19 protein-coding genes are annotated in these 22571 nt (G+C 72.3%); 8 read left to right on the plus strand and 11 right to left on the minus strand.

Translation table 11 applies throughout. The features are described 5' to 3' along the window. Positions 1-44: 44 nt before the first annotated feature. From P3T39_RS18195 to P3T39_RS18205, 3 genes are all read right to left on the minus strand, one after another. On the minus strand, positions 45-701 hold the full coding sequence (locus tag P3T39_RS18195) for an HAD hydrolase-like protein (protein ID WP_280698872.1): 657 nt from the start codon (positions 699-701) through the stop codon (positions 45-47). 45 nt (positions 702-746) lie between these two features. Further along, on the minus strand, positions 747-1256 hold the full coding sequence (locus P3T39_RS18200; RefSeq protein ID WP_280698874.1) for a hypothetical protein: 510 nt from the start codon (positions 1254-1256) through the stop codon (positions 747-749). A 209-nt stretch (positions 1257-1465) separates the two neighbouring features. After that, a complete protein-coding gene (locus tag P3T39_RS18205) occupies positions 1466-2560 on the minus strand; it encodes a patatin-like phospholipase family protein (protein WP_280698876.1) in 1095 nt (364 codons plus the stop codon). A 547-nt stretch (positions 2561-3107) separates the two neighbouring features. Here P3T39_RS18205 and P3T39_RS18210 point away from each other — a divergent pair. Next, entirely contained in the window at positions 3108-3668 is a 561-nt protein-coding gene (locus tag P3T39_RS18210; protein WP_280698878.1) for an Rv3235 family protein, read from the plus strand. Positions 3669-3768: 100 nt separating this feature from the next. On the opposite strand, the gene secA is transcribed toward P3T39_RS18210, so the two are convergent. Both secA and P3T39_RS18220 read right to left on the minus strand, forming a co-directional pair. Continuing rightward, the gene (secA, locus tag P3T39_RS18215) at positions 3769-6555 is read right to left on the minus strand and encodes a preprotein translocase subunit SecA (RefSeq protein ID WP_280698881.1); all 2787 of its coding nucleotides are present in this window, start codon (positions 6553-6555) and stop codon (positions 3769-3771) included. Positions 6556-6743: 188 nt separating this feature from the next. Then, complete coding sequence (locus tag P3T39_RS18220) at positions 6744-7097, minus strand: hypothetical protein (RefSeq protein WP_280698883.1); 354 nt, start codon at positions 7095-7097, stop codon at positions 6744-6746. An 82-nt stretch (positions 7098-7179) separates the two neighbouring features. Between P3T39_RS18220 and P3T39_RS18225 the strand changes: the two genes are divergently transcribed. Beyond that, a complete protein-coding gene (locus P3T39_RS18225; protein WP_280698885.1) occupies positions 7180-8331 on the plus strand; it encodes a crosslink repair DNA glycosylase YcaQ family protein in 1152 nt (383 codons plus the stop codon). Positions 8332-8347: 16 nt separating this feature from the next. On the opposite strand, the gene P3T39_RS18230 is transcribed toward P3T39_RS18225, so the two are convergent. Then, positions 8348-9115, minus strand: coding sequence for a response regulator transcription factor (locus tag P3T39_RS18230; RefSeq protein WP_280698887.1), 768 nt, complete (start codon positions 9113-9115; stop codon positions 8348-8350). A gap of 201 nt (positions 9116-9316) precedes the next feature. Then, positions 9317-10021 carry a ribosome-associated translation inhibitor RaiA gene (gene raiA / locus P3T39_RS18235; RefSeq protein ID WP_280698889.1) on the minus strand — a complete coding sequence of 235 codons (705 nt, stop codon included), beginning with the start codon at positions 10019-10021 and terminating at the stop codon, positions 9317-9319. 487 nt (positions 10022-10508) lie between these two features. On the opposite strand from raiA, the gene P3T39_RS18240 reads away from it, so the two are divergent. Further along, positions 10509-11324, plus strand: a complete 816-nt coding sequence (locus P3T39_RS18240; protein ID WP_280698928.1) for a ComF family protein — start codon at positions 10509-10511, stop codon at positions 11322-11324. Here the strand turns inward: P3T39_RS18240 and P3T39_RS18245 are convergent. From P3T39_RS18245 to mtrA, 3 genes are all read right to left on the minus strand, one after another. Continuing rightward, complete coding sequence (locus P3T39_RS18245; RefSeq protein WP_280698892.1) at positions 11308-13218, minus strand: LpqB family beta-propeller domain-containing protein; 1911 nt, start codon at positions 13216-13218, stop codon at positions 11308-11310. The genes P3T39_RS18240 and P3T39_RS18245 overlap by 17 nt on opposite strands. Continuing rightward, entirely contained in the window at positions 13190-15379 is a 2190-nt protein-coding gene (gene mtrB, locus P3T39_RS18250; RefSeq protein WP_280698895.1) for an MtrAB system histidine kinase MtrB, read from the minus strand. The genes P3T39_RS18245 and mtrB overlap by 29 nt, the downstream gene beginning before the upstream one ends. A gap of 70 nt (positions 15380-15449) precedes the next feature. After that, entirely contained in the window at positions 15450-16127 is a 678-nt protein-coding gene (gene mtrA, locus P3T39_RS18255; RefSeq protein WP_280698897.1) for an MtrAB system response regulator MtrA, read from the minus strand. Positions 16128-16379: 252 nt separating this feature from the next. Here mtrA and P3T39_RS18260 point away from each other — a divergent pair, with 252 nt between their 5' ends. From P3T39_RS18260 to P3T39_RS18280, 5 genes are read left to right on the plus strand one after another with little or no spacing between them, the layout of a single operon-like run. Continuing rightward, complete coding sequence (locus P3T39_RS18260) at positions 16380-17666, plus strand: hypothetical protein (protein WP_280698900.1); 1287 nt, start codon at positions 16380-16382, stop codon at positions 17664-17666. Positions 17667-17671: 5 nt separating this feature from the next. After that, positions 17672-18343, plus strand: coding sequence for a DUF4129 domain-containing protein (locus P3T39_RS18265; protein WP_280698902.1), 672 nt, complete (start codon positions 17672-17674; stop codon positions 18341-18343). Then, complete coding sequence (locus P3T39_RS18270; RefSeq protein ID WP_280698904.1) at positions 18340-19569, plus strand: DUF4350 domain-containing protein; 1230 nt, start codon at positions 18340-18342, stop codon at positions 19567-19569. Before P3T39_RS18265 ends, P3T39_RS18270 begins: the two co-directional genes overlap by 4 nt. 59 nt (positions 19570-19628) lie before the next feature. Continuing rightward, positions 19629-20597 (plus strand): MoxR family ATPase, encoded by a 969-nt coding sequence (locus P3T39_RS18275; protein ID WP_280698930.1) that lies wholly within the window; start codon positions 19629-19631, stop codon positions 20595-20597. 40 nt (positions 20598-20637) lie between these two features. Then, on the plus strand, positions 20638-21948 hold the full coding sequence (locus P3T39_RS18280) for a DUF58 domain-containing protein (RefSeq protein WP_280698906.1): 1311 nt from the start codon (positions 20638-20640) through the stop codon (positions 21946-21948). A 14-nt stretch (positions 21949-21962) separates the two neighbouring features. On the opposite strand, the gene P3T39_RS18285 is transcribed toward P3T39_RS18280, so the two are convergent. Then, a complete protein-coding gene (locus tag P3T39_RS18285) occupies positions 21963-22451 on the minus strand; it encodes a GNAT family protein (RefSeq protein WP_280698908.1) in 489 nt (162 codons plus the stop codon). Positions 22452-22571: the final 120 nt, after the last annotated feature.

The following is a 22571-nucleotide window of genomic DNA, read 5'->3' on the forward strand; positions in this document are numbered from 1 at the left end:
CTAAGCCGCCTGCGCAATCGGGCGACCACGCGGGGCGCGGAGCCTCACGCCGCGAGGTCCGCTGCCAGCTCCACCGCCGCGGCGAGAGTGTCCACCACCGGCACGCCGACCTTCTCCAGCCTGGACCGGCTGTTCGAACCACCCGTGTACAGCACGGCATGGGCGCCCGACTCCAGCGCGGCCAGCGCGTCGTCCGCCGCGTCCCCGATCAGCACGGTGCGCCGCGGCTCGACCTGCGGGGCGAGCACGGCCAGGTGCCGGGCCAGGAAACCGGCCTTCCGCCCACCGGCGTCCCCGACCCGCCCGTCCACCCGGACGAAGTGCTGGGTGATCCCGAAGGCGTCCACCACCGGCAGCAGCTGCTCGTGCTCGTACATCGACAGCAGGGACTGGGTGTTGCCCGCCGACTGCCACTCGCGCAGCAGACCGTGCGCGCCCTCGGTGAGGCCGCAGCGGCCGCGCAGCTCGGTGTACCGGTCGTGGAAGGCCCCGTCCAGCTGCTCCCACTCCGCGCTGCTCGGGCTGCGGCCGAGCAGGCGCTCGTAGAAGCGCGGGATCGGGATCTCGTACGACTCCCGGTACTGCTGCAAGGTCATCGGGGCGATGCCCATGGTCGCGAAGGCGGCGTTGCTCGCTTCGAGCACCGCCTCCATGTCGTGGAAGAGCGTGCCGTTCCAGTCCCAGACGATGTGAGTGCGCACCCGGGAACGGTAACGGGATCCACCGACAGACCGACAGGGAGGGTCTCAGGCGAGCAGGGTGGGGATCTCCTGGGTCGCGAACCAGAGCAGGTCGTGGTCCTCGGCGCCGTCCACGGTGAACTGGGCGTCCGCATCGCCCTTGTCGGCGGCCTCGATCGCCGCGACGGCGGCCGCGACGTCCTCGACCACCTCGGTGTCCGCGACGTCGGCGTGCACGGCAGCGGCCTTCGCCAGCCGGACCGGCTCCCTCAGGACGATCCGGCCGAGGGAGGACTGGTCCTGGTACTCGTCGCCCGGGAACGGCGCCACCGCCGAGTCGGCCACCTCGACCGCGACCACCACGCGGCGGCGCGGCGCCTCGGGGTCGGCGGCGAGCAGCCGCAGCGAGCCCTGGGCGGCCCGGTTCAGGGCCGCGTACTCCAGCTCCTCCAGGTCGTCGCTGACGTACCACTCGCGCAGCGCGGGCGTGACGGCGTACGCCGCCGACTCGTCGAGAGCTCCGCCCGGGTGCGCCGCCGCCAGGCCGTTCAAGGTGGTGGGCACGTACACGCGCATCGGGGGCACTCCGGTTCTCGGGTTCTTCCAACGACAGAGCCGCTACGGACGGCCGATCACACCTGATCGCACCGCGCACCAAGAATACGGCTCACGCCCCGGTCGTACGCCGGTCCCGCCGGCCGACCACCCACGGGGGCGGGGAACTCGGCGCGGACCGCACGGTGCACCACCCGGCGGCGCCGGCGTCCTGAGCTGCCGATCCGGGCCTACTGGACGGCTGTCAGGGCCACCCTGCTGGTGCGCAGGGCCGTCTCCAGCACCTCGGGGCGACGCGCGGGGTCCATCATGTTCGGGCCCATCACCGCCAGGTCCTCGAGCGTCGGCGCGAGCAGCCGCACCCGGACGCCCGAATCCCGCAAGTGGCGGGCCTCGCGCAGCATCTGCCGGGTCACGGTGCGGCGGTAGCGGCTGACCAGCTGGGCCAGGACACCCTTCGGCCGGTCCCTGGCCCGCCATTCGCGCAGCGCGGCGACCGTGCCCCGCCCTGCGTCCACGTGCCCGGAGTCCGCCCAGGCCGGGCGCAACGCCATCGGCGCCAGCACGTACACCTCGTCCAGGTCGCGGTCGGCCATCAGGTCGGCGTTGGTGGCCGACCAGCAGCCGCCGTCCACGTACGGGCTGCCGGCCACCTCCACCGGCGCGAACCAGCCCGGGATCGCACAGGAGGCCATCACCGCCTGGTCGACCTCGGCCACGGGTGCGTCCGGGTCGCCGAAGACCACCCGGCGGCCGGTGCGGTAGTCCACCGCCGCCACCCGCAGCCCGGACCCGAGCGGCCAGCCGTCCGCACCGACCAGCCCGCGCACCAGGTCGCCGACCGGCGCCACCGAGCCGCGACCGGTCGGCACCACGGCGGAGACCATGGTCAGGAACGGGTACTCGCGCGGGTGCCGGACGGCGTCCCGCAGCAGGCCGGGCGAGCCGATGCCCGGCCGAGGACGCGGCGGCAGGGCACCGCCCACGGCAGTGTCGTAGTCGAACTCCACCCCGGCCAACGGCCCGGTACGGATCGACAGACCGCGCTGATGGTCCCTGAGCTCCTCGGCCCGCACCCCGGCCGCCAGCATGGTGCCCAGGATCGAACCGGCAGAGGTCCCGAGGATCACCTCGGCCCGCCCCGGCTGCCAGCCGGTGCTCTCCTCGATCGCGCAGAGCGCTCCGATGGTCCACGCCGCACCCAGCATGCCGCCACCGCCCAGGACCAGCCCGCGCCGCACCCCGTCCGGCGCGACACCGGCCGGCACGGCGGTCTTCACCACCGCACCGTTCACGGCCTTGCCGTTCACGGTTCTGCTGCTCACGCTTCTGCTGCTCACGCTTCTGCCGTTCACCGGCACCCGATCGCAGCCGCCCCGCTCCGTCTCGGCACCGTCGGCCTCGGGACGGCCGACCCTGGCCCGTTCACTCCCGGCCCGGCCGGTCGCGCCGGCGGCCGCCGGCGAGGACGTACCCGCGGCCCGGAGAGGGCCCGTGTCCGTCCCCGCCGGCCTGGGCGAGGGCTGAGTCACCATTCCGCTGCCGCCTCTCCGGTCTCCGGCTCGTCTTCCCCGATCCTCCTGGCTATCACCCGCTACCCACCGGTACCAGCGTCATCGCACCTGGCCTGTGCCGCGAATGCCACCCAGCGTACGTCCCCCTTCGAGCACCCTCGGCTCCCCGTTCACGTCAACCCGGGATCCGTACAGCCCGCCCCACAGCGCCCGAACCGCAACGGATGTCACCCGGATAGGTGACCGGCCGCGCAGCACCGACCACCGGCCGAGGGATGATTGCCGCCCCGCCCCGGCACGGGTACCAAGGTCCCGACAGGCCCCACCACCGATCCCGCACCCGCCGGAGGTACCGCTCATGGTCGAGCCCGCAGCCGTCGCCCCGCAGCTCGCGACGCTCCGTGCCCCTCGCGTACGGCCCCTGGTGCACACCGGGCATCCGCACTCACGGCGCCCCGTCCTCCACCCGCGCCCCTGCACCGCGCCCGCGCCGACCTCCGCGCCCGCGCACAACTCCCATGCCCATGCCCACAGCGTGAGCGAGCCGCGCCGCCCCCGCCACCCGCGCGCCGCCTGCGCCCCGGCCCACGGCGGTGGCCACAGCGAGCTCGCCGCACGCTTCGCACACCGGCTGGTCGAGGTCCTCACCGGCCGCCGCCCGGCGGGCCAGCTCCAGCGGCACACCACCGTCCCGGGCTACCAGCAGCTCACCGCCCTGGTCAGGAGCGGCCCGCTGCGCCCGCGCGGCCAGGTCGTCGGCCACCGGCTCGGCCGGGTGTACGACTCCGCCCCGGGCCCAGGAGCGCTGGAGGTGTGCGTCCGGGTCGAGTTCGGGCACCGCCACCACATGGTCGCCTTCCGTCTCGAACGGCACCGCCGCACAGAACAGTGGCAGTGCGCCGCGGTCGAGGCCCGCTAGGGCCTGTCCTCGGCCCGGACCTGGTCCTGCCCCGAGAAACGCCGCAGGGCGCCACCCCCGAACGGGAAGTGGCGCCCCGGCTGGCGGAGTCGACCGCGCGTCAGGCCTTGCGGCGGCGCCCCTTGGCCGCCTTCGCGGCCTTGCGGCGCTCGGCCCGGGTCAGGCCGTCACCCTCCCCGTCGAGCTCGCCCGCGACGTCCTCGAAGTCGCCCTCGATCACCGTGTCGTCGCCGTCCACCGTCGGTGCGGTGTAGTGCAGTCGCTGCGGCTTGGGGGCCTCCAGGCCCTTGGCCTTGATCTCGGGCCGCGCGGCGCCGGAGTCCTTCGCGAGCTTCTCCAGCAGCGCGGTGGTCTCCTCGATCGCCTCGTCCGCGACCGGGACCTCCTCGACCTGCTGCTCGACCTGGACCTCCAGGTTGAACAGGTAGCCGACGGACTCCTCCTTGATGCCCTCCATCATCGCGGTGAACATGTCGAAGCCCTCGCGCTGGTACTCGACCAGCGGGTCGCGCTGCGCCATCGCCCGCAGGCCGATGCCCTCCTGCAGGTAGTCCATCTCGTAGAGGTGCTCGCGCCAGCGGCGGTCGAGCACGGAGAGGACGACCCGGCGCTCCAGCTCGCGCATGATCTCGGAGCCGAGCTGGTCCTCGCGAGCGCCGTACTGGGCCTGGATGTCCTCCTGCAGTACGCGGGTGAGGAACTCGGGGGTGAGCCCGGCCGAGCCGCCGGCCTCCTCCTCCAGCGTCTCCAGGTCGAGGGTGATCGGGTAGAGCTGCTTGAGGGCGGCCCAGAGCTTCTCCAGGTCCCAGTCGTCCTCGAAGCCCTCGCCGGTCGCGGCGGTGACGTACGCCTCGACGGTGTCGTCCATGAAGTGGCCGACCTGCTCCTGCAGGTCCTCGCCCTCCAGCACGCGCCGCCGCTCGCCGTAGATGACCTCGCGCTGACGGTTCAGCACCTCGTCGTACTTGAGGACGTTCTTACGGATCTCGAAGTTCTGCTGCTCGACCTGGGTCTGCGCCGAGGCGATGGCCCGGGTCACCATCTTGGACTCGATCGGCACGTCCTCCGGGACGTTGGCCATCGAGAGCACGCGCTCGACCATGCCCGCCTTGAAGAGGCGCATCAGGTCGTCGCCGAGCGAGAGGTAGAAACGGGACTCGCCCGGGTCGCCCTGACGGCCGGAGCGGCCGCGCAGCTGGTTGTCGATACGGCGGGACTCGTGCCGCTCGGTGCCCAGCACATAGAGGCCACCGAGCTCCTGGACCTCGATCTGCTCGGCCTTGACGGCCGCCTTGGCCTTCTCCAGCGCGCCCGGGAAGGCGGCGTCGTACTCCTCCGGGGTGTCCGGAGTGATGCCGCGCTGGGCCAGCTCGGCCGCCGCGAGGTGCTCGGCGTTGCCGCCGAGCATGATGTCGGTGCCACGGCCGGCCATGTTGGTGGCGACGGTGACGGCGCCCTTGCGGCCGGCCTGCGCGATGATCAGGGCCTCGCGCTCGTGGTGCTTGGCGTTCAGCACCTCGTGCGGGACGCCGCGCTTGCGCAGCTCCTGGGAGAGGTACTCGGACTTCTCGACCGACACGGTGCCGACCAGCACCGGCTGGCCCTTCTCGTGCTTCTCGGCGATGTCCTCGACGACGGCCGCGAACTTGGCCGGCTCCGACTTGTAGATCAGGTCGGGCTGGTCGATGCGCTGCGGGTTCTTGTTGGTCGGGATCGGGACGACGCCGAGCTTGTAGATCTGGTGGAACTCGGCCGCCTCGGTGGTGGCGGTACCGGTCATGCCGGACAGCTTGTCGTACAGGCGGAAGAAGTTCTGCAGGGTGATGGTGGCCAGCGTCTGGTTCTCGTTCTGGACCTCCACCCCTTCCTTCGCCTCGATCGCCTGGTGCATGCCCTCGTTGTAGCGGCGGCCGGCCAGGATACGGCCGGTGTGCTCGTCGACGATCATGACTTCGCCGTTCATGACGACGTAGTCCTTGTCGCGCTTGTAGAGCTCCTTGGCCTTGATGGCGTTGTTCAGGAAGCCGACCAGCGGGGTGTTCACCGACTCGTAGAGGTTGTCGATGCCGAGGTAGTCCTCGACCCGGCTGACGCCCTCCTCCAGCACACCGACGGTGCGCTTCTTCTCGTCCACCTCGTAGTCGCGGTCGATCTTGAGGCGCAGCACCAGCTTGGCGAAGTCGGCGTACCACTTGGTCGCCTGGTCGGCCGGGCCGGAGATGATCAGCGGCGTACGGGCCTCGTCGATGAGGATCGAGTCCACCTCGTCGACGACCGCGAAGTTGTGGCCGCGCTGGACCAGTTCCTCGTTCGACCAGGCCATGTTGTCGCGCAGGTAGTCGAAGCCGAACTCGTTGTTGGTGCCGTACGTGATGTCGCAGGCGTACTGGCGCTTGCGCTCCGCGGGCGACATGTTGCCGAGGATCACACCGACCTCGAGGCCGAGGAAGCGGTGCACCCGGCCCATCCACTCCGAGTCGCGCTCGGCGAGGTAGTCGTTGGTGGTGATCAGGTGGACGCCCTTGCCGGTCAGCGCGTTGAGGTACGCGGGCAGGGTGCCGACCAGGGTCTTGCCCTCACCGGTGCGCATCTCGGCGACATAGCCGAAGTGCAGGGCCGCGCCACCCATCAGCTGGACGTCGTAGTGCCGCTGGCCGAGGACTCGCTTGGCCGCCTCGCGGACGGTGGCGAACGCCTCGGGCAGGATGTCGTCCAGGCTCTCACCGTCGGCGAGGCGCTGCTTGTACTCGTCGGTCAGCGCACGCAGCTCGTCGTCCGCGAGGTTGACGAAGTCCTCTTCGATGGAGTTGACCTGGGCGGCAATCCGCTGCAGCTTGCGAAGGATCTTTCCTTCGCCTGCGCGCAGGATCTTGTCGAAGACGGACACTTGAGCGGGCTCCTTGCCTGGATCGGCTCTGGACGACTGCGAGGTGGGTCACCCCACCGTATGGGCCATCGTATGCGAGGAGGCCAACGCGCCGGGAGGTGCGTCAGCACGGTATTCCCGTGTCACCCGGGAGAGGAATCCCTCCTAGTGGCACGCTACCGGGCAAAAGGGGCGCTGCAGAAGGCACTTCAGCGAGGGTCGATCAACTCCGCCGCGAAGACCGTGCCCAGCGGCTCCGGTCCGATGTACTGCTGGCAGTTGCACGGCCGCGGCTCGTACCGCACCGGCCTGCGGTCCGCGTCCCAGGCGACCGGGGCCTCGACATCCTCGTGGCAGCGGCCGCTCCGGTCGTGCTTGGCGAGGTGATGGGTGCAGCCGCAGACCGGCTCCGGCGGCCGGTTCGCCGCCTCCAGCTCACGCTGCTGCCGCTCGGCGACCTCTAGCAGTTCCAACTTCCGCCTGTGCCGGGTCTTCAGCGCGCGCTCCACCCGGCCCCCACCGATGATCACGGCGGGGATCAGCATCCACAGCCAATCCCACATCCTGCCTCCCCCTTTGTATGGCGAACCCAGCGTAGCGCCACCGGGTCGGGCGCTGTCAGTGCCGCGTTCTAGGCTCGCGGGCATGACCTTGACGCTCTCGGCCGACCAGGCCCGCCGGATCGCGCTACGGGCCCAGGGGCTGCTGGGCGCCCCGGATCGCCGTGCCGGGGTGCGCGGTGTGCTCCGGCACCTGGGCGCGGTGCAGTTGGACACCATCTCGGTGCTGGCCCGCTCGCACGAGCTGGTGCCCTACGCGCGCCTGGGCGCGATCGGCAGGGGCACCGTCGAGTCGGCGTACTGGGGCACGGAGAGCACCTTCGAGTACTGGTCCCACGCGGCCTGCATCCTGCCGGTGGAGGAGTGGCCGCTGTTCGCCTTCCGCCGCCGTCGCCACCGTGATCGCGGCCACCTCTGGGGCCACCAGGTGGCACCGGAGACGTACCGGCACGTCCTGGACAAGCTGCGCGCCGAGGGTCCGCTCACCGCCACCGAGCTAGGCGGCGCCAAGAGGACGAGCGAGTGGTGGGACTGGTCCGACACCAAGATTGCGGTCGAGCGGGCGCTCGCCTTCGGCGATGTGGTCTGCACCGAGCGGCGCAGCTGGAAGCGGGTGTACGAGCTGGCCGAACAGGCGGTCCCGGCCGAGCTGTTCGGGCAGGAGCTCTCCGACGCCGAGTGTCTGCGGCAGCTGGTCACCCAGGCCGGGGCCGCCCTCGGCGTGGCCACCAGGGCCGATCTGATGGACTACCACCGGCTGAAGGCCGAGCAGGTCGACTCGGTGCTCGCCGACTCCCCGCTGGTGCCGGTCGAGGTGGCGGGCTGGGGCGCGCCCGCCTGGGCCGACCCGGCAGCCCTGGCGAGCGAGCCGCGCGGGCGGCACCGTACGACGCTGCTCTCGCCCTTCGACTCGTTGATCTGGGACCGCGCCCGCACCGAGCGGGTCTTCGGCATGACGCACCGGCTGGAGGCCTACACCCCCAGGCACAAGCGGGTGCACGGTTACTTCGCCATGCCGCTGCTCTCCCAGGGCCGCCTGGTCGGCCGGGTCGACCCGGCCCGCGAGGGGCGCACCCTGGTGGCCCGTCAGGTCTCGCTGGACGCGCCGAAGCACGTCGAGGCGCTGGCCGGGGCACTGTGCGAGGCCGCCGAGTGGGTGGGCTGCGACACCGTCCGGATCGAGCAGCTCGGCGACGAGCGGCTGCGGCCGGCTCTGGAGCGGCTGCTGGCGGCGTGATCGGCCCGGTGCGCGGTCACCCTATTTCGAGGATCTTCTCCCGCATCGCGTAGACCACGGCCTCCATCCGGGAGTGCAGCTGGAGCTTCTCCAGGATGTTCCGGACGTGGTTCTTCACGGTGTTCTCGCTGATGAACAGCTCCTTGGCGATCTCCCGGTTGTTCATTCCGGTCGCCACCAGTTTGAGTACCTCCAGCTCCCGGTCGGTAAGCCGGGGGGCCGGCACCAGCTCCCGGTCGTCCGAACGGCGCTGGATCATCGACTTGAACTCGGTGAGCAGCTTGGAGGCCATCGACGGGCTGATCTGCGACTGGCCGTCGGCCACCGCCCGGATCGCGGTGGCCACCTCGTCGGTGGAGATCTCCTTGAGCAGATAACCAGTGGCACCGGCCTTGATCGCCTCGTAGAGGTCGGCTTCCTCGTCGCTTATCGTCAGCATGATGATCTTGGCGCTGGGCACCACGTCCTTGATCGCGGTGCAGGCCTCGATACCGCTGCGCCGGGGCATCCGGACATCCATCAGGATGATGTCGGGCAGCAGGTCGGCGGCCTTGAGCACGGCCTCGGCGCCGTCCCCGGCCTCACCGATGACCTTGATGTCCTCCTCCTCGGCCAGCACGATCTCCAGGCCGCGGCGGAACAGCGCATGGTCGTCGACCACCAGCACCCGGATCGGTTCGGTCTGTCCCTGCGGGTACTGCGGCTGTCCGAACTGCCCTGCTCGCTCCGGGCTTTGCCCTGCACCGATGCTTCCCCCCGCACCGGGCCTGAAGTGCTCCCCCATCCGCTCCTCCCCCATCGTCGGTCAGTGTCGGGCCATCATTCCATGGCCGACCAGCGCGCGATCACCCTCCGGCGTCGGACCGCCCAGCTGGGTGACCCCGGCGGCTCCAGCCACCGGGGTCACCCGATCAGTCGATCTGTTCCGTTGTCGCCGGCAGCGGCGGCCGCCGCTGCCGGCCGGGTGGCCGTTGGCCGGCCGAGGTCAGTCCTCGTCCGGCTCGCCGATCGCGCCGCCGGCACCGCCGACGCCGCCGATCTCACCGACGGCCGCGCCGTTGGGCTCCAGGTGGATGACACCGTAGTGGTAGCCGTGACGGCGGTAGACCACGCTCGGCAGCCCACTGTCCTTGTCCACGAACAGATAGAAGTCGTGGCCGACGAGCTCCATCTCGTACAGCGCCTGATCCAGCGACATGGGCGCGGCGGGGTGCGTCTTCTCGCGGACGACGAGCGGTCCGTCGCCCTCCACCTCCAGGGATCCCATCATGGTCTTGCGGACCGCACCGTTGGCCGCGCCCTCGGCCGGTGCCGTCTCGGGGAGTGCAGCCAGTGCGGCCGTCGCCTCCGCGACGCTGATCGGGGTACGGCCGCCGGTGCCGCCCTTGTGCACCCGGCGCCGGTCGGCGGACTTGCGCAGCTGCGCGTCCAGCTTTGCCGAGGCCAGGTCGAGCGCCGCGTACGGGTCACCAGCGGCGGCTTCGGCCCTGATCACCGGGCCACGGGTACGGAGGGTGATCTCCACCCGCTCGGACCGGTCGGCCTGACGCGGGTTGTGCTCCTTGGACACCTCGACGTCGAGGCTGATCACCTTGCCGTCGAACTTCTGGACCTTCTCCAGCTTCTCGGCCACGTGCTCGCGGAACCTCTTGGGCACCTCGGTCTTGCGGCCCTTGACGACGATGTCCACGCAGAACTCCGATCCCTCGTGCTGACGCCGATCCGGAGTGCTTACCGGACCGGACTGAGACCCAGCCGGACCAGCCCTTCTGCCGCCGACCCTCCGCTTCGCCGAGGGTGACGATCGCGACTGGCCCTCACCTCACTTCCTCCCCACCAGGAACGCTTGAAACCCCTTGGAGCCTCATAGAACACCTCATGGGGGGATTTCGCCTCCCCAGTCGAACAAGGTAGCGGCACAGCATCGGCGGTCCAGCTGTTTCACCCTGTTTACCCTCTTGCGGGTGAAACGAGGGTAAACGGCTGGACAACAGCACCGAGGCGGTCCACCGTAAGGCCCAGTCTCCGCTCCTGGAAGCCCTCGGGAGGAGTACGTGACAGATCTCGTTCCCGCCTTCGTCACCACCTCCGCCACCGACTCCACAGCCGCCTCCGCCCCCACCGCCGACCACACCAGGAAGGCCGGGCACACCGGTCACTCGCGACCCCTCGGCCACCTGTTCGGCCTCCGCGACCTGCTGGACTTGCTGCTCCCGGCCTGCTGCGCGGGCTGCCGCACGGGGCGCAGCCCACTCTGCCCGACCTGCCGGTCCGCCCTGCGAACGGCCCGCGCCGGGCCGTCCGGTCCGCAGCCGCCCCCGTCCAGGCTGCCCCCGCTGCACGCCGCCGCGCCGTATGCCGACCCGGTCCGGCAGCTGCTGCTCGCCCACAAGGAGCGTGGTGCCCTCTCGCTGGCCGGGCCGCTCGGCTGGGCACTGGCCGCAGCCGTCCGCTCCGCACTCGGTCCCCCGGAAGATCCCGGGCCCGTCCTCCTGGTCCCGATGCCCTCCACCCGGCGGGCCGTCCGGGCCCGCGGGCACGACCCCACCCTGCGCCGGGCCCGCGCGGCGGCCGGGGAGCTGCGCCGGGCCGGGCTCGCCGCCCAGGTCGCCCCCGTGCTGCGGCACCGGCGGGAGGTCGCCGACCAGTCCGGTCTCTCGGCGGCCGAGCGTCGGCGCAATCTGCACGGCGCGCTCATGGTGCCCGCGCGCCTGGCCGCCCGGCTGACCGGCCGTCCCACAGGCCGACGGCCGTCGGCCCACCGGCTCCACCGGCTGGTCCTGGTGGACGACCTGGTCACCACCGGGGCGAGCCTGGCCGAGGCTGCCCGGGCGCTGGGTGCCGCCGGCCTCCCGCCGCAGGCCGCCGCGACGGTGGCCGCCACCATCCGCACCGGCCAGCCGCCTCTCGGCCGCGCCGGCCCCAGGGCCGCCCCTGGAGCAGCACCGAGCCGCCGACCCTCGACCGCCCCGGGCCTCAGCCCGGGTAGCTGAAGGAGGTGCCGTGGTGCTGCGGTGCGACCTCGCGCCACTGGTTGCCCTGGAGGCGGTAGATCTGCTGGCTGGTGGACACCGCCAGCACCGGCAGCGCCTGGTCGCCCGAGCGGACTTCCGAGGCGGAGATCGCGGTCATCGACTCGCCGCCCTGCAACGGGGAGTCGGTGTTCTGCGAGCCGTCCGTGCCCACGTAGTGCAGCTGCTGCAGCTTTCCCGGTTCCTTGCCGAGGACCAGCAGTTGGTCGGTGTCCGCCCAGGACACCGAGGCGATCTCGCTGAGCAGCGGTGCCACCGGCCGCAGACCGGTGATCCGCACTTCCGGGTGCGCGGGCGAGCCGGAGTGCACCACCAGGCCGATCATCAGCGTCCGAGCCCCGGAGCGGTCCGCCAGCACCAGGGCGACGCGGACCCCGTCCGAGGAGATCTTGAGCGCCTGCACCGTACGGCCGCCGAGGTCGCCGACCGCCACGGGGATCACCGAACGCCCGCGCACCATCAGCACCTTGGGCGCCGCCGGGTCCCGGTCGACCACCCACAGATCCTGCTGCCCGTCCCAACTCGGCGAGGTCAGGCCCTGGTTCGACTGGCCCGCGCTGCTGCTGACCACGGGGTTGCCGAGCCGGTCGTTGGCGCCGAGGCCGACCACGAAGAGCTGCCGCTGGTCACTGCTGACGGCCGCCGCCGCACTGCCGTCCCGCCGCACCGCCACCGCCCCGATCTGCGGCTGCCCCGACTGCGGCTGCCCCAGCCCGCCGGGCACCGGCGTTCCCTCACCGGCACCTTGAATCTGCATCAACTGCCCGCCGTCCGACAGGTAGTAGGCCTGCGGAAGTCCCGGCCCTCCGGCGGCCAGACTGCCGGGGGCGACGGACTGGGCCTGAGCGGCACTCACCGAGCAGCTGCCCTTGGCGCCGCTCAGGTCGAGTCGGTCGAGCTGGCCCTTGCCCTGCTGGTCGAGCAGGGTGAAGTAGAGCTGGTCGGCCATCTGCTGACAGAGCTTCGGCTGCGCGTTGAAGTCCGGGACATCCACCCTGACGGAGGCTCGGCCGTCGCCCACCGAGACGCCGTTCACCACCTTCGCGCCGTTGAAGGCCGAGTACACCGCACTGCCCAGCCAGTCGGACGGGCCTTCGGCCAGCGCCTGCGCGGCAGCGGTCAGCGGGTCCGTCCGGCGCCGCAGGTAGATCGGGTCGGGCACCAGCACCGGCGCCTGCTCTCCCCCCACCGACGGGTCGGACTCCGCGTAGAAGTAGCGATGGGCCGCGCGGTAGCCGTTCCTGAAGTTGGTCTGATCCACGATCAGACCGTCCGGCAGCCGGTCGATCCGCCACTCCGCCCGGTCCCGCCCCTCCTTCACCTTCACGAAGGTGAACTTCTCCTGGTACGGAGCATTGTCCACCACGCGGTAGGTGTGCCGGACGTCGATCTGTCCGACCTGGGTCCCGCCCACCGGGATGTCGACGCTCGCGTCACCGTCCTTGGGATCGGTGATCACCCGGCTCGGGCTCTTGGCCAGCACCGTCACCCCGGCCTCCGGCCGCCAACGTGCGATGGCAGCAGGAGTCAGGTACTTCTGCGCGGTCTGGTAGTTGGGCTCGTCGGCGTTGGAGGCGTCCAGGAAACCGGCCAGGAGATTGGCCACGTCCTCGCCCGGGTACGGCGCGACCGGGTACACCCGCACCTGGAGGTTCTCCGCCCCCGCCGCCTGCGCGAACTCCACCCGCTCGGGCGGGCCGTCGTCGGGCATCGGCACACAGCCACCGGCCAGCAGTGCCGTCAGGACGACCAGCGCCGGCCGGCCCCATCGGCGGCGACCCCGCCCGGATATCCGGCCGCCCGCGTCCGCGGCCCCGGCGCTCGGCTCAGTCGTCCTGCCGTCCGTCCCTGGCACGCTGCCCCTCCGTCTCGACGTCCCCAGCACCGGTCCCGGCAGTGCCGTTGTCGGCAGCACCGTTCTCGACCGCACCACTGCCCTTGGCAGTCCCGCTACCGGCAGCCTTGTCGTCGGCGGCCTCGTCGCTCGCAGCCGCACCGCCCGCCGTGGGCTGCTGCGCCGCCGGGCGGACCACCGGCCGGTCCACCACCACGTGGGCACCGGTGGCACCGTACCCCGCCGAGGCCGCCCGGACGTCGGACGGGTCCGAGACCGGAGCCGTCGGAAGCTTGCCGAGACCAGGGCCGATACTCAGCACACCGCCCAGCCCGCTGCCGAAGCTGCTCTGACCGGTCTCCGGGGTCTCCGGCGTCTCCGGGGCGGCCGCGCCGGCGCGCTCGTCGGAGGCGGTCAGCGCGGTCGCCCCCGCCGGGCGCGCGGCCCGGCGGTAGGGGGTGCCCTGGGTGTCCAGGCCCCGGTTGTGCCGGGAGTCCTCGGGTTCCAGCCGGAACGGCGCCCGGCCGACCTCCCCGCCCCTGGTGCGGGGCAGGGTGAGCCGGAAGTGCGAGCCGCCGCCGGGCTCGCCCCAGGCCTGGAGCCAGCCGCCGTGCAGATGGGCGTCCTCGACCGCGATCGACAGGCCGAGGCCGGTCCCGCCGGTGGTCCGAACCCGGGACGGGTCGGCCCGCCAGAATCGGTGGAACACCCGGGATGCCTCGCCCGGCTTGAGTCCGATGCCGTAGTCGCGGACACCGACCGCGACCGCGCCCTCGGCCGAGCCGAGCCGGACGACAACGTCCCGGCCCTCGCCGTGCTCCAGTGCGTTGACCACCAGGTTGCGCAGGATGCGCTCGATCCGCCGCGAGTCCACCTCGGCGACGACCGGTTCCTCCGCGCCCCGGATGATCACCGCACTGCCCTTGGCCTGCGCCAGCGGATCGGCGGCCTCCACCACTCGGGTCACGATGTCGCGCAGGTCCACCGGCTCGGCGTCCAGGATCGCGGCGCCCGCGTCGAAGCGGCTGATCTCCAGCAGATCGGCGAGCAGCGACTCGAAGCGGTCCAGCTGGTCCTGGAGCAGCTCGGCGGAGCGGGCCGCCATCGGGTCCAGGTCCTCGCGGCTGTCGTAGATCAGGTCGGCGGCCATCCGGACGGTGGTCAGCGGGGTGCGCAGCTCGTGCGAGACGTCCGAGACGAAGCGCCGCTGCACCCTGGAGAGCTCCTCCAGCTGCCGGATCTGCGCCTGCAGGCCGTTGGCCATCCGGTTGAAGGAGTCACCGAGGCGGGCGATGTCGTCCGTCCCCGTCACCTTCATCCGCTCCTCCAGGTGCCCGGCGGCCAGCCGCTCGGAGATCCCGGCGGCCATCCGGACGGGGGTGACGACCTGGCGGACCACCAGCCAGGCGATGACACCGAGCAGGATCACCACGAAGACACCGGCGGTGGCCAGCGTGCCGGTGACAAAGCCGAGGGTCTTGGTCTCCTGCCCGAAGGAGAAGACGTAGTAGAGCTGGTAGGGGCGGCCGTCGGGCCCGTTGAACTGCTTGCCGATGACCAGGCCGGGCTCGCTGTAGGGCGCACTGCCGTTCTCGGGGCCGCGCTGGATCTTGGTGACCTTTTCGTGCGCGACCGACTGGTCGGCGGCCACGTCCAGGCGCATCTGCTGCGTGATGCTGCTGGGCAGGATGTTGCCGGAGTACCACGCCCCGCGCAGTCCGGCGCTGGGCGCGTTCTCCTCCTGCCCGGTGGTCGGGACGATGGCGATCACCGAGTAGACACCCGTCCCGCCGGTGGCGAGGTCGGAGACCTGCTTGATCAGCCAGGTGCTGAGCTCGTCGGCGGTCGAGTCGCTGCCACTGGTACCGGCCTTCGCCTGTACGTCAATGGCCTCGTTGATCTTCTCCTGCTCGATCTGGAAGCCGCCGATGGCCTGGCCCTGCGCGGAGTGCTTCTTGGCCTCCAGCAGTCCGGCCCGGACGTTCGCCACCACCACCACGCCGAGCACCAGCACCACGGCGAGCGAGAGCAGCAGCGTGGCGGCGACCACCCGGACCTGGATGGAGCGCCGGTACAGCGCGAGCACGCGGTGCACGGGACGACGAAGCTGACGTGCCACCAACGCGAGGAGCGCGGCCGGACCCCGCCGGGGCCCTTGGCCCTGCACGGTCGAGCTCAGCACGTCTCCGCGCACAGCCGGGTCCCCGTCGGCGGCGGAGCCCGACGGGGGGGTGTCAGCCTGGTGCGTCACGTCAGCTGGGCCCGGCCTTGTAGCCGACGCCGCGCACCGTCACCACGATCTCGGGCCGCTCGGGGTCCTTCTCGATCTTGGAGCGGAGGCGCTGCACATGGACGTTGACCAGCCGGGTGTCGGCGGCGTGCCGGTAGCCCCAGACCTGTTCCAGCAGCACCTCGCGGGTGAACACCTGCCAGGGCTTGCGGGCGAGGGCGACCAGCAGGTCGAATTCCAGCGGGGTCAGCGGGATACCCCGGCCGTCCCGCTTGACCGAGTGGCCCGCCACGTCGATCACCAGATCGCCGATGGTCAGCTGCTCGGGCGTGGGCTCCTCGGCACGGCGCAGCCGCGCACGTACCCGAGCCACCAGCTCCTTGGGCTTGAACGGCTTGGTGACGTAGTCGTCCGCACCGGACTCCAGGCCGACCACGATGTCCACCGTGTCGGTCTTGGCCGTCAGCATCACGATCGGCACACCGGACTCCGAGCGGATCTGTCGGCAGACATCAATGCCGTCCCGGCCGGGAAGCATCAGGTCGAGGAGCACCAGATCCGGCTTGGTCTCCCGGAACGCGGCTAGCGCCTTGTCGCCATCGGCGACGAAAAACGGTTCAAAACCCTCACCACGCAGCACGATGCCGAGCATCTCGGCCAGTGCGGTGTCGTCATCAACGACGAGGACGCGTCCCTTCATGTCTCCATCCTCTCATTACCGGATTGTGACCTGCCGCACAGCCGTGCCATTTCGGCGTGGAGCCTACCGTCAACTCAGTCATATCGTCGCAAAGTTCGCAGGCTGACCAGATCACGTGGACCGTTGTCGATCAGCAATGGGAACACCTCTGGGGCGTCCGGCACCACCATGGCACGATGGGCGGCACAGGGCGCCGCTCGGCCGACACCGCGAGCGCCCCGCAACCCCGTGCAGCCCCTACGAGGAGCAGTGATGACCGACAACCCGGGCTGGGCCCCGCCCAGCTCGCCCGAGCCACCCCATGAGGCCGCCGGGCCGTCGGCACCACCCTCGACGTCCGCACCGCAGGCGTCCGCACCGCAGACCCCCGCCGCACCCGCCGACGCGCCCGCCCAGGGCTGGAGCGCCCCCGGCCCGTACGGCGGCGGCTACGGCGCTGCCCCCGGCCCGCAGAGCCCGCAGCCGGGCTGGGGCCCGCAGCCCGGATGGGGCCCGCAGCCTGGCCCCGGCGGCTACCAGGGCTGGGGCGCACCACCGAGCCCCAAGCCGGGCGTCATCCCGCTGCGCCCGCTCGGCGTCGGCGAAATCCTGGACGGCGCCGTCTCCACCGTCCGCCGCCACTGGCGGACGGCCCTCGGCCTCTCCCTCGGCGTCGCCGCCCTGGAACAGACCCTGACCGCGCTGGCGCAGGCGTGGGAGCACGCCAGCCCTCGCTCCGCCGGCCCCGTCATCGGCCTGCTGGCCACCTACCCGGTGAACTTCCTGCTGGGCATCATCGCGTCCGGCCTGCTGACCATGGTGGTGAGCAAGGCGATCCTCGGACAGCAGACCGGCCTCGGCGAGGCGTGGCGGGCCGCCCGGCCGCGGCTTCTCAGGCTGGCCGGGGTCACCGCCCTCACCAGCCTGATCATCGCCGGGATCTTCCTGCTCGCCGCCGTCCCGCTGATAGCCGTACTGATCGGCGGCGTCCCCAGCCCCGGGCTGATCGCCCTGCTGTTCCTGCCGATCCTGGCGGCCGTCCCGGTCGCGCTCTGGCTCGGTATCCAGCTCAGCCTGGCCGCGCCGGCCCTGATGCTGGAGAAGCAGGGCGTCATCGCCTCGCTGTCCCGCTCCCGACGGCTCGTCAAGGGCGCCTGGTGGCGGGTCTTCGGCGTCACCCTGCTCAGCCGGATCGTGATCGGCATCGTCGGCTCGATCATCGTGATGCCGTGCGTCTTCCTGGCCGTCCTCCTCGCGCCGGACAACGCCGCGCCCACCGGCTCGCCGTTCAGCGCGCTGACCGGTGGCGCCACGCCCGCGGAGCTGGTGATCCTCGGCATCGGCGGCACCATCGCCGCCACCATCACCATCCCGGTCACGGCCGGTGTCAACGTGCTGCTCTACGTCGACCAGCGGATCCGCCGCGAGGCCCTGGACATCGAACTCGCCCGTGCCGCCGGGCTGCCCGAGTTCGGCGGGGCCGGCTGGTCCGGCGCTGCCGGTCCCGGCGGGCCGCAGGGCCCCACCGTCCCGGGCCAGGGCGGACCGCAGAGGATCTGACAGAGATGGCCTCCTGGGGGGAAGGGGCGCTGCTCACGAGCGGCGCCCCGGTCACCGTTCCACGCGACCCGGCCCGCGACGACGCCCGCCGGGAACTGCTCAATCCCGTCTACCACCAGCACGATCCGAGCCTGCTCCAGCAGGCGATGACCTGGATCCAGGAGCAGCTCGGCCACGCCATGGAGAAGCTCGGCTCCGTCGGCGGCAACGGTGTCGTCGGCCTGCTGCTCTTCCTGGCGGTGGCCGCGCTGGTCGTCGCCGCCGTCTGGTGGCGGCTGGGCGCCCCGCGCCGCCAGGCCCGCAGCGCCGCAGCCCTGTTCACCACCGACGGACCGCGCACCGCCGACCAGCACCGCAGCGCCGCAGCCGCCCACGCCGCCGCGGGCGAGTGGGCCGCCGCCGTTCGCGAGCAGATGCGCGCCCTGGTGAGGTCCCTGGAGGAGCGCACCGTGCTGGACGTCCGGCCCGGCCGCACCGCCGACGAGGCCGCCGCCGAGGCAGGCCGCGCCCTGCCCGCACACGCCACGGCGCTCGCCGCGGCCGCCCGCACCTTCGACGACATCGCGTACGGGGAGCAGGCAGCCGACCAGGCCGCCTACCAGTCCCTGCTCGACCTCGACCGGGCCCTGCGGCAGACCAGGCCCGTGCTCGTCCCGACCGGCGGAGGCGCCGTATGACGCTCACCACCGCCGGCCCCGAATCCACCACAAGCGTCTCGCCGACCCACCGTCAACTCTGGCTCCGCTCGCGCTGGTTCCTGCTCTGCGCCGTCCTGCTGCTGCTCGTCGGCCTGCTGATCGCCGGCCTCGGCGGCTCGGGCCAGTACCCACCGCTGGACCCGCGCTCCCCCGACCGGGACGGCGCCCGCGCCGTCGTCGCCCTGCTGGAGAAGCAGGGCCTGACGACCCGTACGGTGGCCACCCAGGACGACCTGGCCGCAGCGCTCGCCGAGCCCGGCACCACCGTGGTCCTCCCCGAGCCGGATCTGCTGACGACACCTCAGCTCGCCCGCATCGCCGAGGTCCGCCGGGGCAGCGACAGCCGCCTCGTACTGATCTCGCCCGAGGCCCCGGCCCTCGCCGCGCTCGCCCCCGGCATCGCCCTGGCGACCACCCCGGGCGGCATACCGAGGAGCGCGGGCTCCACCGGCGTACCCGCCGACTGCCCCCTCCCCGAGGCCGACCTGGCCGGCCACGCCGAACTCGGCGGCCTGCTCTACCAGCCCGGCGCCGGCGACACAGCCTGCTACCCCCGGTTCGGCGCCTACCCGCTGATCCGGCACACCGGCCCCGGCTCGCGCGAACTGGTCGTCCTCGGCTCCGGCCGGCTGCTGAGCAACGACCGGCTCGACAAGGACGGCAACGCCTCGCTCGGCATGGGCCTGCTCGGCTCCCGCCAGCGCCTCGTCTGGTACCTGCCCGACTACGCCGCAGCGGCCGCCGCCGGCGACGCACCGGCCGGCGGACAGCGGACCCTCGACGACTACATCCCCAGGGGCTGGACCTGGGCCGGCCTCCAACTCGCCGTCGCCGCACTGCTCGCCGCCGTCTGGCGCGGGCGCCGACTCGGCCCGGTGGTCACCGAGAACCTCCCCGTGGTGGTCCGTGCCACCGAGACCACCGAGGGCCGGGCCCGCCTCTACCAGCGCGCCAAGGCCCGAGGCCGCGCCGCCGACGCACTGCGCCAGGCCGCCCGGCACCGGCTCGCCCCCGCCCTGGGCGTCCCGCCGACCGCGGGCGAACCCGACCCCGCCGCGCTCTGCGCCGCCGTCGCCGACCGGTCGGGTCGGCCCGCCGCCGAGGTCCACGCCCTGCTGTACGGCACCCCACCCACCGACGACGCCGCCCTGGTGCGGTTCACCGACGACCTCGATGCCCTGGAAAGGCAGGTACGACAGCCGTGACCGAGCAGGTCCCCAACGAGCCCTCCACCCAGGCGCCCGCGACCCCGACATCCCCGGCCCTGACATCCCCGGAAGGCGGTCGCGACCCGCGCGCCGCCCTCACCGCCCTGCGCGCCGAGATCGCCAAGGCCGTGGTCGGCCAGGACGCCGCCGTCACCGGGCTGGTCGTCGCCCTGCTCTGCGGCGGCCATGTGCTGCTCGAAGGCGTACCCGGCGTCGCCAAGACACTGCTGATCCGCACCCTGTCCACGGCGCTCAGCCTGGAGACCAAGCGGATCCAGTTCACCCCCGACCTGATGCCCGGCGACGTCACCGGCTCGCTCGTCTACGACGCCCGCACCGCCGAGTTCTCCTTCCAGCCAGGACCGGTCTTCACCAACCTCCTGCTCGCGGACGAGATCAACCGCACCCCGCCCAAGACCCAGTCCTCCCTGCTGGAAGCCATGGAGGAGCGCCAGGTCACCATGGACGGCACCCCCCGCCGGCTGCCCGTCCCCTTCCTGGTCGCCGCCACCCAGAACCCGGTCGAGTACGAGGGCACCTACCCCCTCCCCGAGGCCCAGCTGGACCGCTTCCTGCTCAAGCTGGTCCTGCCGCTGCCCGACCGCGACCAGGAGTTCCAGGTACTGAGCAGGCACGCGGCCGGCTTCGACCCGCGCGACCTCGCCGCAGCAGGCGTCCGCCCGGTCGCCGGACCCGCCGACGTCGCCGCCGCCCAGGCCAGGATCGCCAAACTGACCGTCTCCCCCGAGGTGCTCGCCTACATCGTGGACATCTGCCGGGCCACCCGGCAGTCGCCCTCGCTGTCCATCGGCGTCTCCCCGCGCGGCGCCACGGCCCTGCTGAACACCTCCCGCGCCTGGGCCTGGCTGGCCGGCCGCGACTACGTCACCCCCGACGACGTCAAGGCCCTCGCCCTGCCCACCCTGCGGCACCGGGTCCAGCTGCGCGCCGAGGCCGAGATGGAGGGCGTCACCGCCGACACCGTCATCCAGGCCGTCCTCGCCCAGACCCCAGCACCGCGCTGACGCTCAGCCATCTCACGGCACCACCAAGGGAGTACACCCCATGGTCCTGACCGGCCGGACCGCCCTGCTCGCCGCGCTCGGCGCGCTCGTCGTGGGCCTCCTGCTGCCCTCGTGGGCGGGGATCGGCGCGGTCACCCTGCCCGTACTCCTCGGCGTCCTCGTCGACCTGGCGCTCGCCGCTCCGGTCCGCACCCTGCGCCTCGACCGGAGCGGCGACACCGCCATCCGGCTCGGCGAGAGCGCCACCGTCGAACTCACCGTCACCAACCCCTCGAAGCGGCCCCTTCGGGCCCAACTCCGCGACGCCTGGCCGCCCTCCGCCTGGCGCCCCGGCACCGCCGCCGCCGGTTCCCGGCACACCGTCACCATCCCGGCCGGGGAACGCCGTCGCCTCACCACCCTGCTCGCCCCCACCCGCCGGGGCGACCACCACGCCCACCGAGTGACCGTACGTTCCATGGGCCCACTCGGCCTGGCGGGCCGTCAGGGCTCCCACCGGGCCCCCTGGACGGTCCGCGCCCTGCCCCCCTTCACCAGCCGCAAGCACCTGCCCTCCCGGCTCGCCCGACTGCGCGAACTCGACGGCCGCACCTCGGTGTTGGCGCGAGGTCAGGGCACCGAGTTCGACTCGCTGCGCGAGTACCTGCCCGGCGACGACGTCCGCTCCATCGACTGGCGGGCCAGCGCCCGTCGCAACACCGTCGCCGTCCGCACCTGGCGCCCCGAACGCGACCGGCACATCCTCATCGTGCTCGACACCGGGCGCACCAGTGCCGGACGTGTCGGCGACGCTCCACGCCTCGACGCCGCCCTGGACGCCGCCCTGCTGCTCACCGCCCTCGCCACCCGGGCCGGGGACCGCGTCGACCTCCTGGCCCACGATCTGCACCGGCGCGGCAGCGTCGTCGGCCGCTCGCCGAACGAGATCCTGCCCGCCTTCACCAACGCGATGGCCACCCTCGAACCCGCACTGCTCGAAACCGACATGCGCGCGCTCACCTCCAGCGCCCTGCGGATGGCGCCGCACCGCTCACTGATCGTGCTGATCACCGGCCTCGATGCCCGCCCGATCGAGGAAGGGCTGCTCCCCCACCTCCCGCTGCTCACCCGCCGCCACGAGGTCGTCCTGGCCTCCGTCGCCGACCCGCGCCTGGACGACCTCGCCACCGCTCGCGGCACCGTCCGGGACGTGTACGGCGCGGCCGCCGCCGAGCAGACCCGCGCCGACCGCCGCCGTACCGCAGAGCGCCTCACCAGGCACGGCGCCACCGTCCTGGACGCCCCGCCCGCCACTCTGCCCCCGGCCCTCGCCGACGCCTACCTGGCCCTCAAGGCGGCCGGCCGCCTCTGAACCGTCGTGCCGCGCTACCGGCCCTGCTCCGGTCCCTGCCCGCGGTACTCGGAGGCCAACAGCGACCACACCTCAAGGTCACGCCGGCCGTCCTGGAAGCGGAACACGTCCCGCAGCACGCCCTCGCGCGTCATACCCAACCGCTTCGCCACCGCGATACTCCGCAGATTCGTCGGCTCGGTACGCCACTCCACCCGCGCCATGCCCCGCTCCTGGAACGCCCAGTCGACCATGCGTCGCACCGCCGCCGTCACCAGCCCACGCCCCTCGGCCTCGGGAGCCAGCCAGGCGCCCACCTCGCAGATACCCGAGCGTGCCCTGAACACCTGGAACAGCACGCCTCCCACCAACACCCCGTCGAGCCAGATCCCGTACATCCGACCACGGTCCTTGGCCTGCTCCTCCGCGAACTGCTTCAGCCAACGCCTGGTCTCCTCGACGTCGTTGATGCTCGTGGCCCACGGAAGCCAGGGCGCGAGGTGGTCACGCCCCTCATCATTCACCACGCCACACAACCGGGTTTCTGGCCCCGGAAATGCGAGAAGCCCCTCCCGGTATCCCCGGGAGGGGCTTCTCTGAAAAATTGTTCGGCGGCGTCCTACTCTCCCACAGGGTCCCCCCTG

Source organism: Kitasatospora sp. GP82 (genome assembly GCF_029892105.1).
Classification (GTDB): Bacteria; Actinomycetota; Actinomycetes; order Streptomycetales; family Streptomycetaceae; genus Kitasatospora.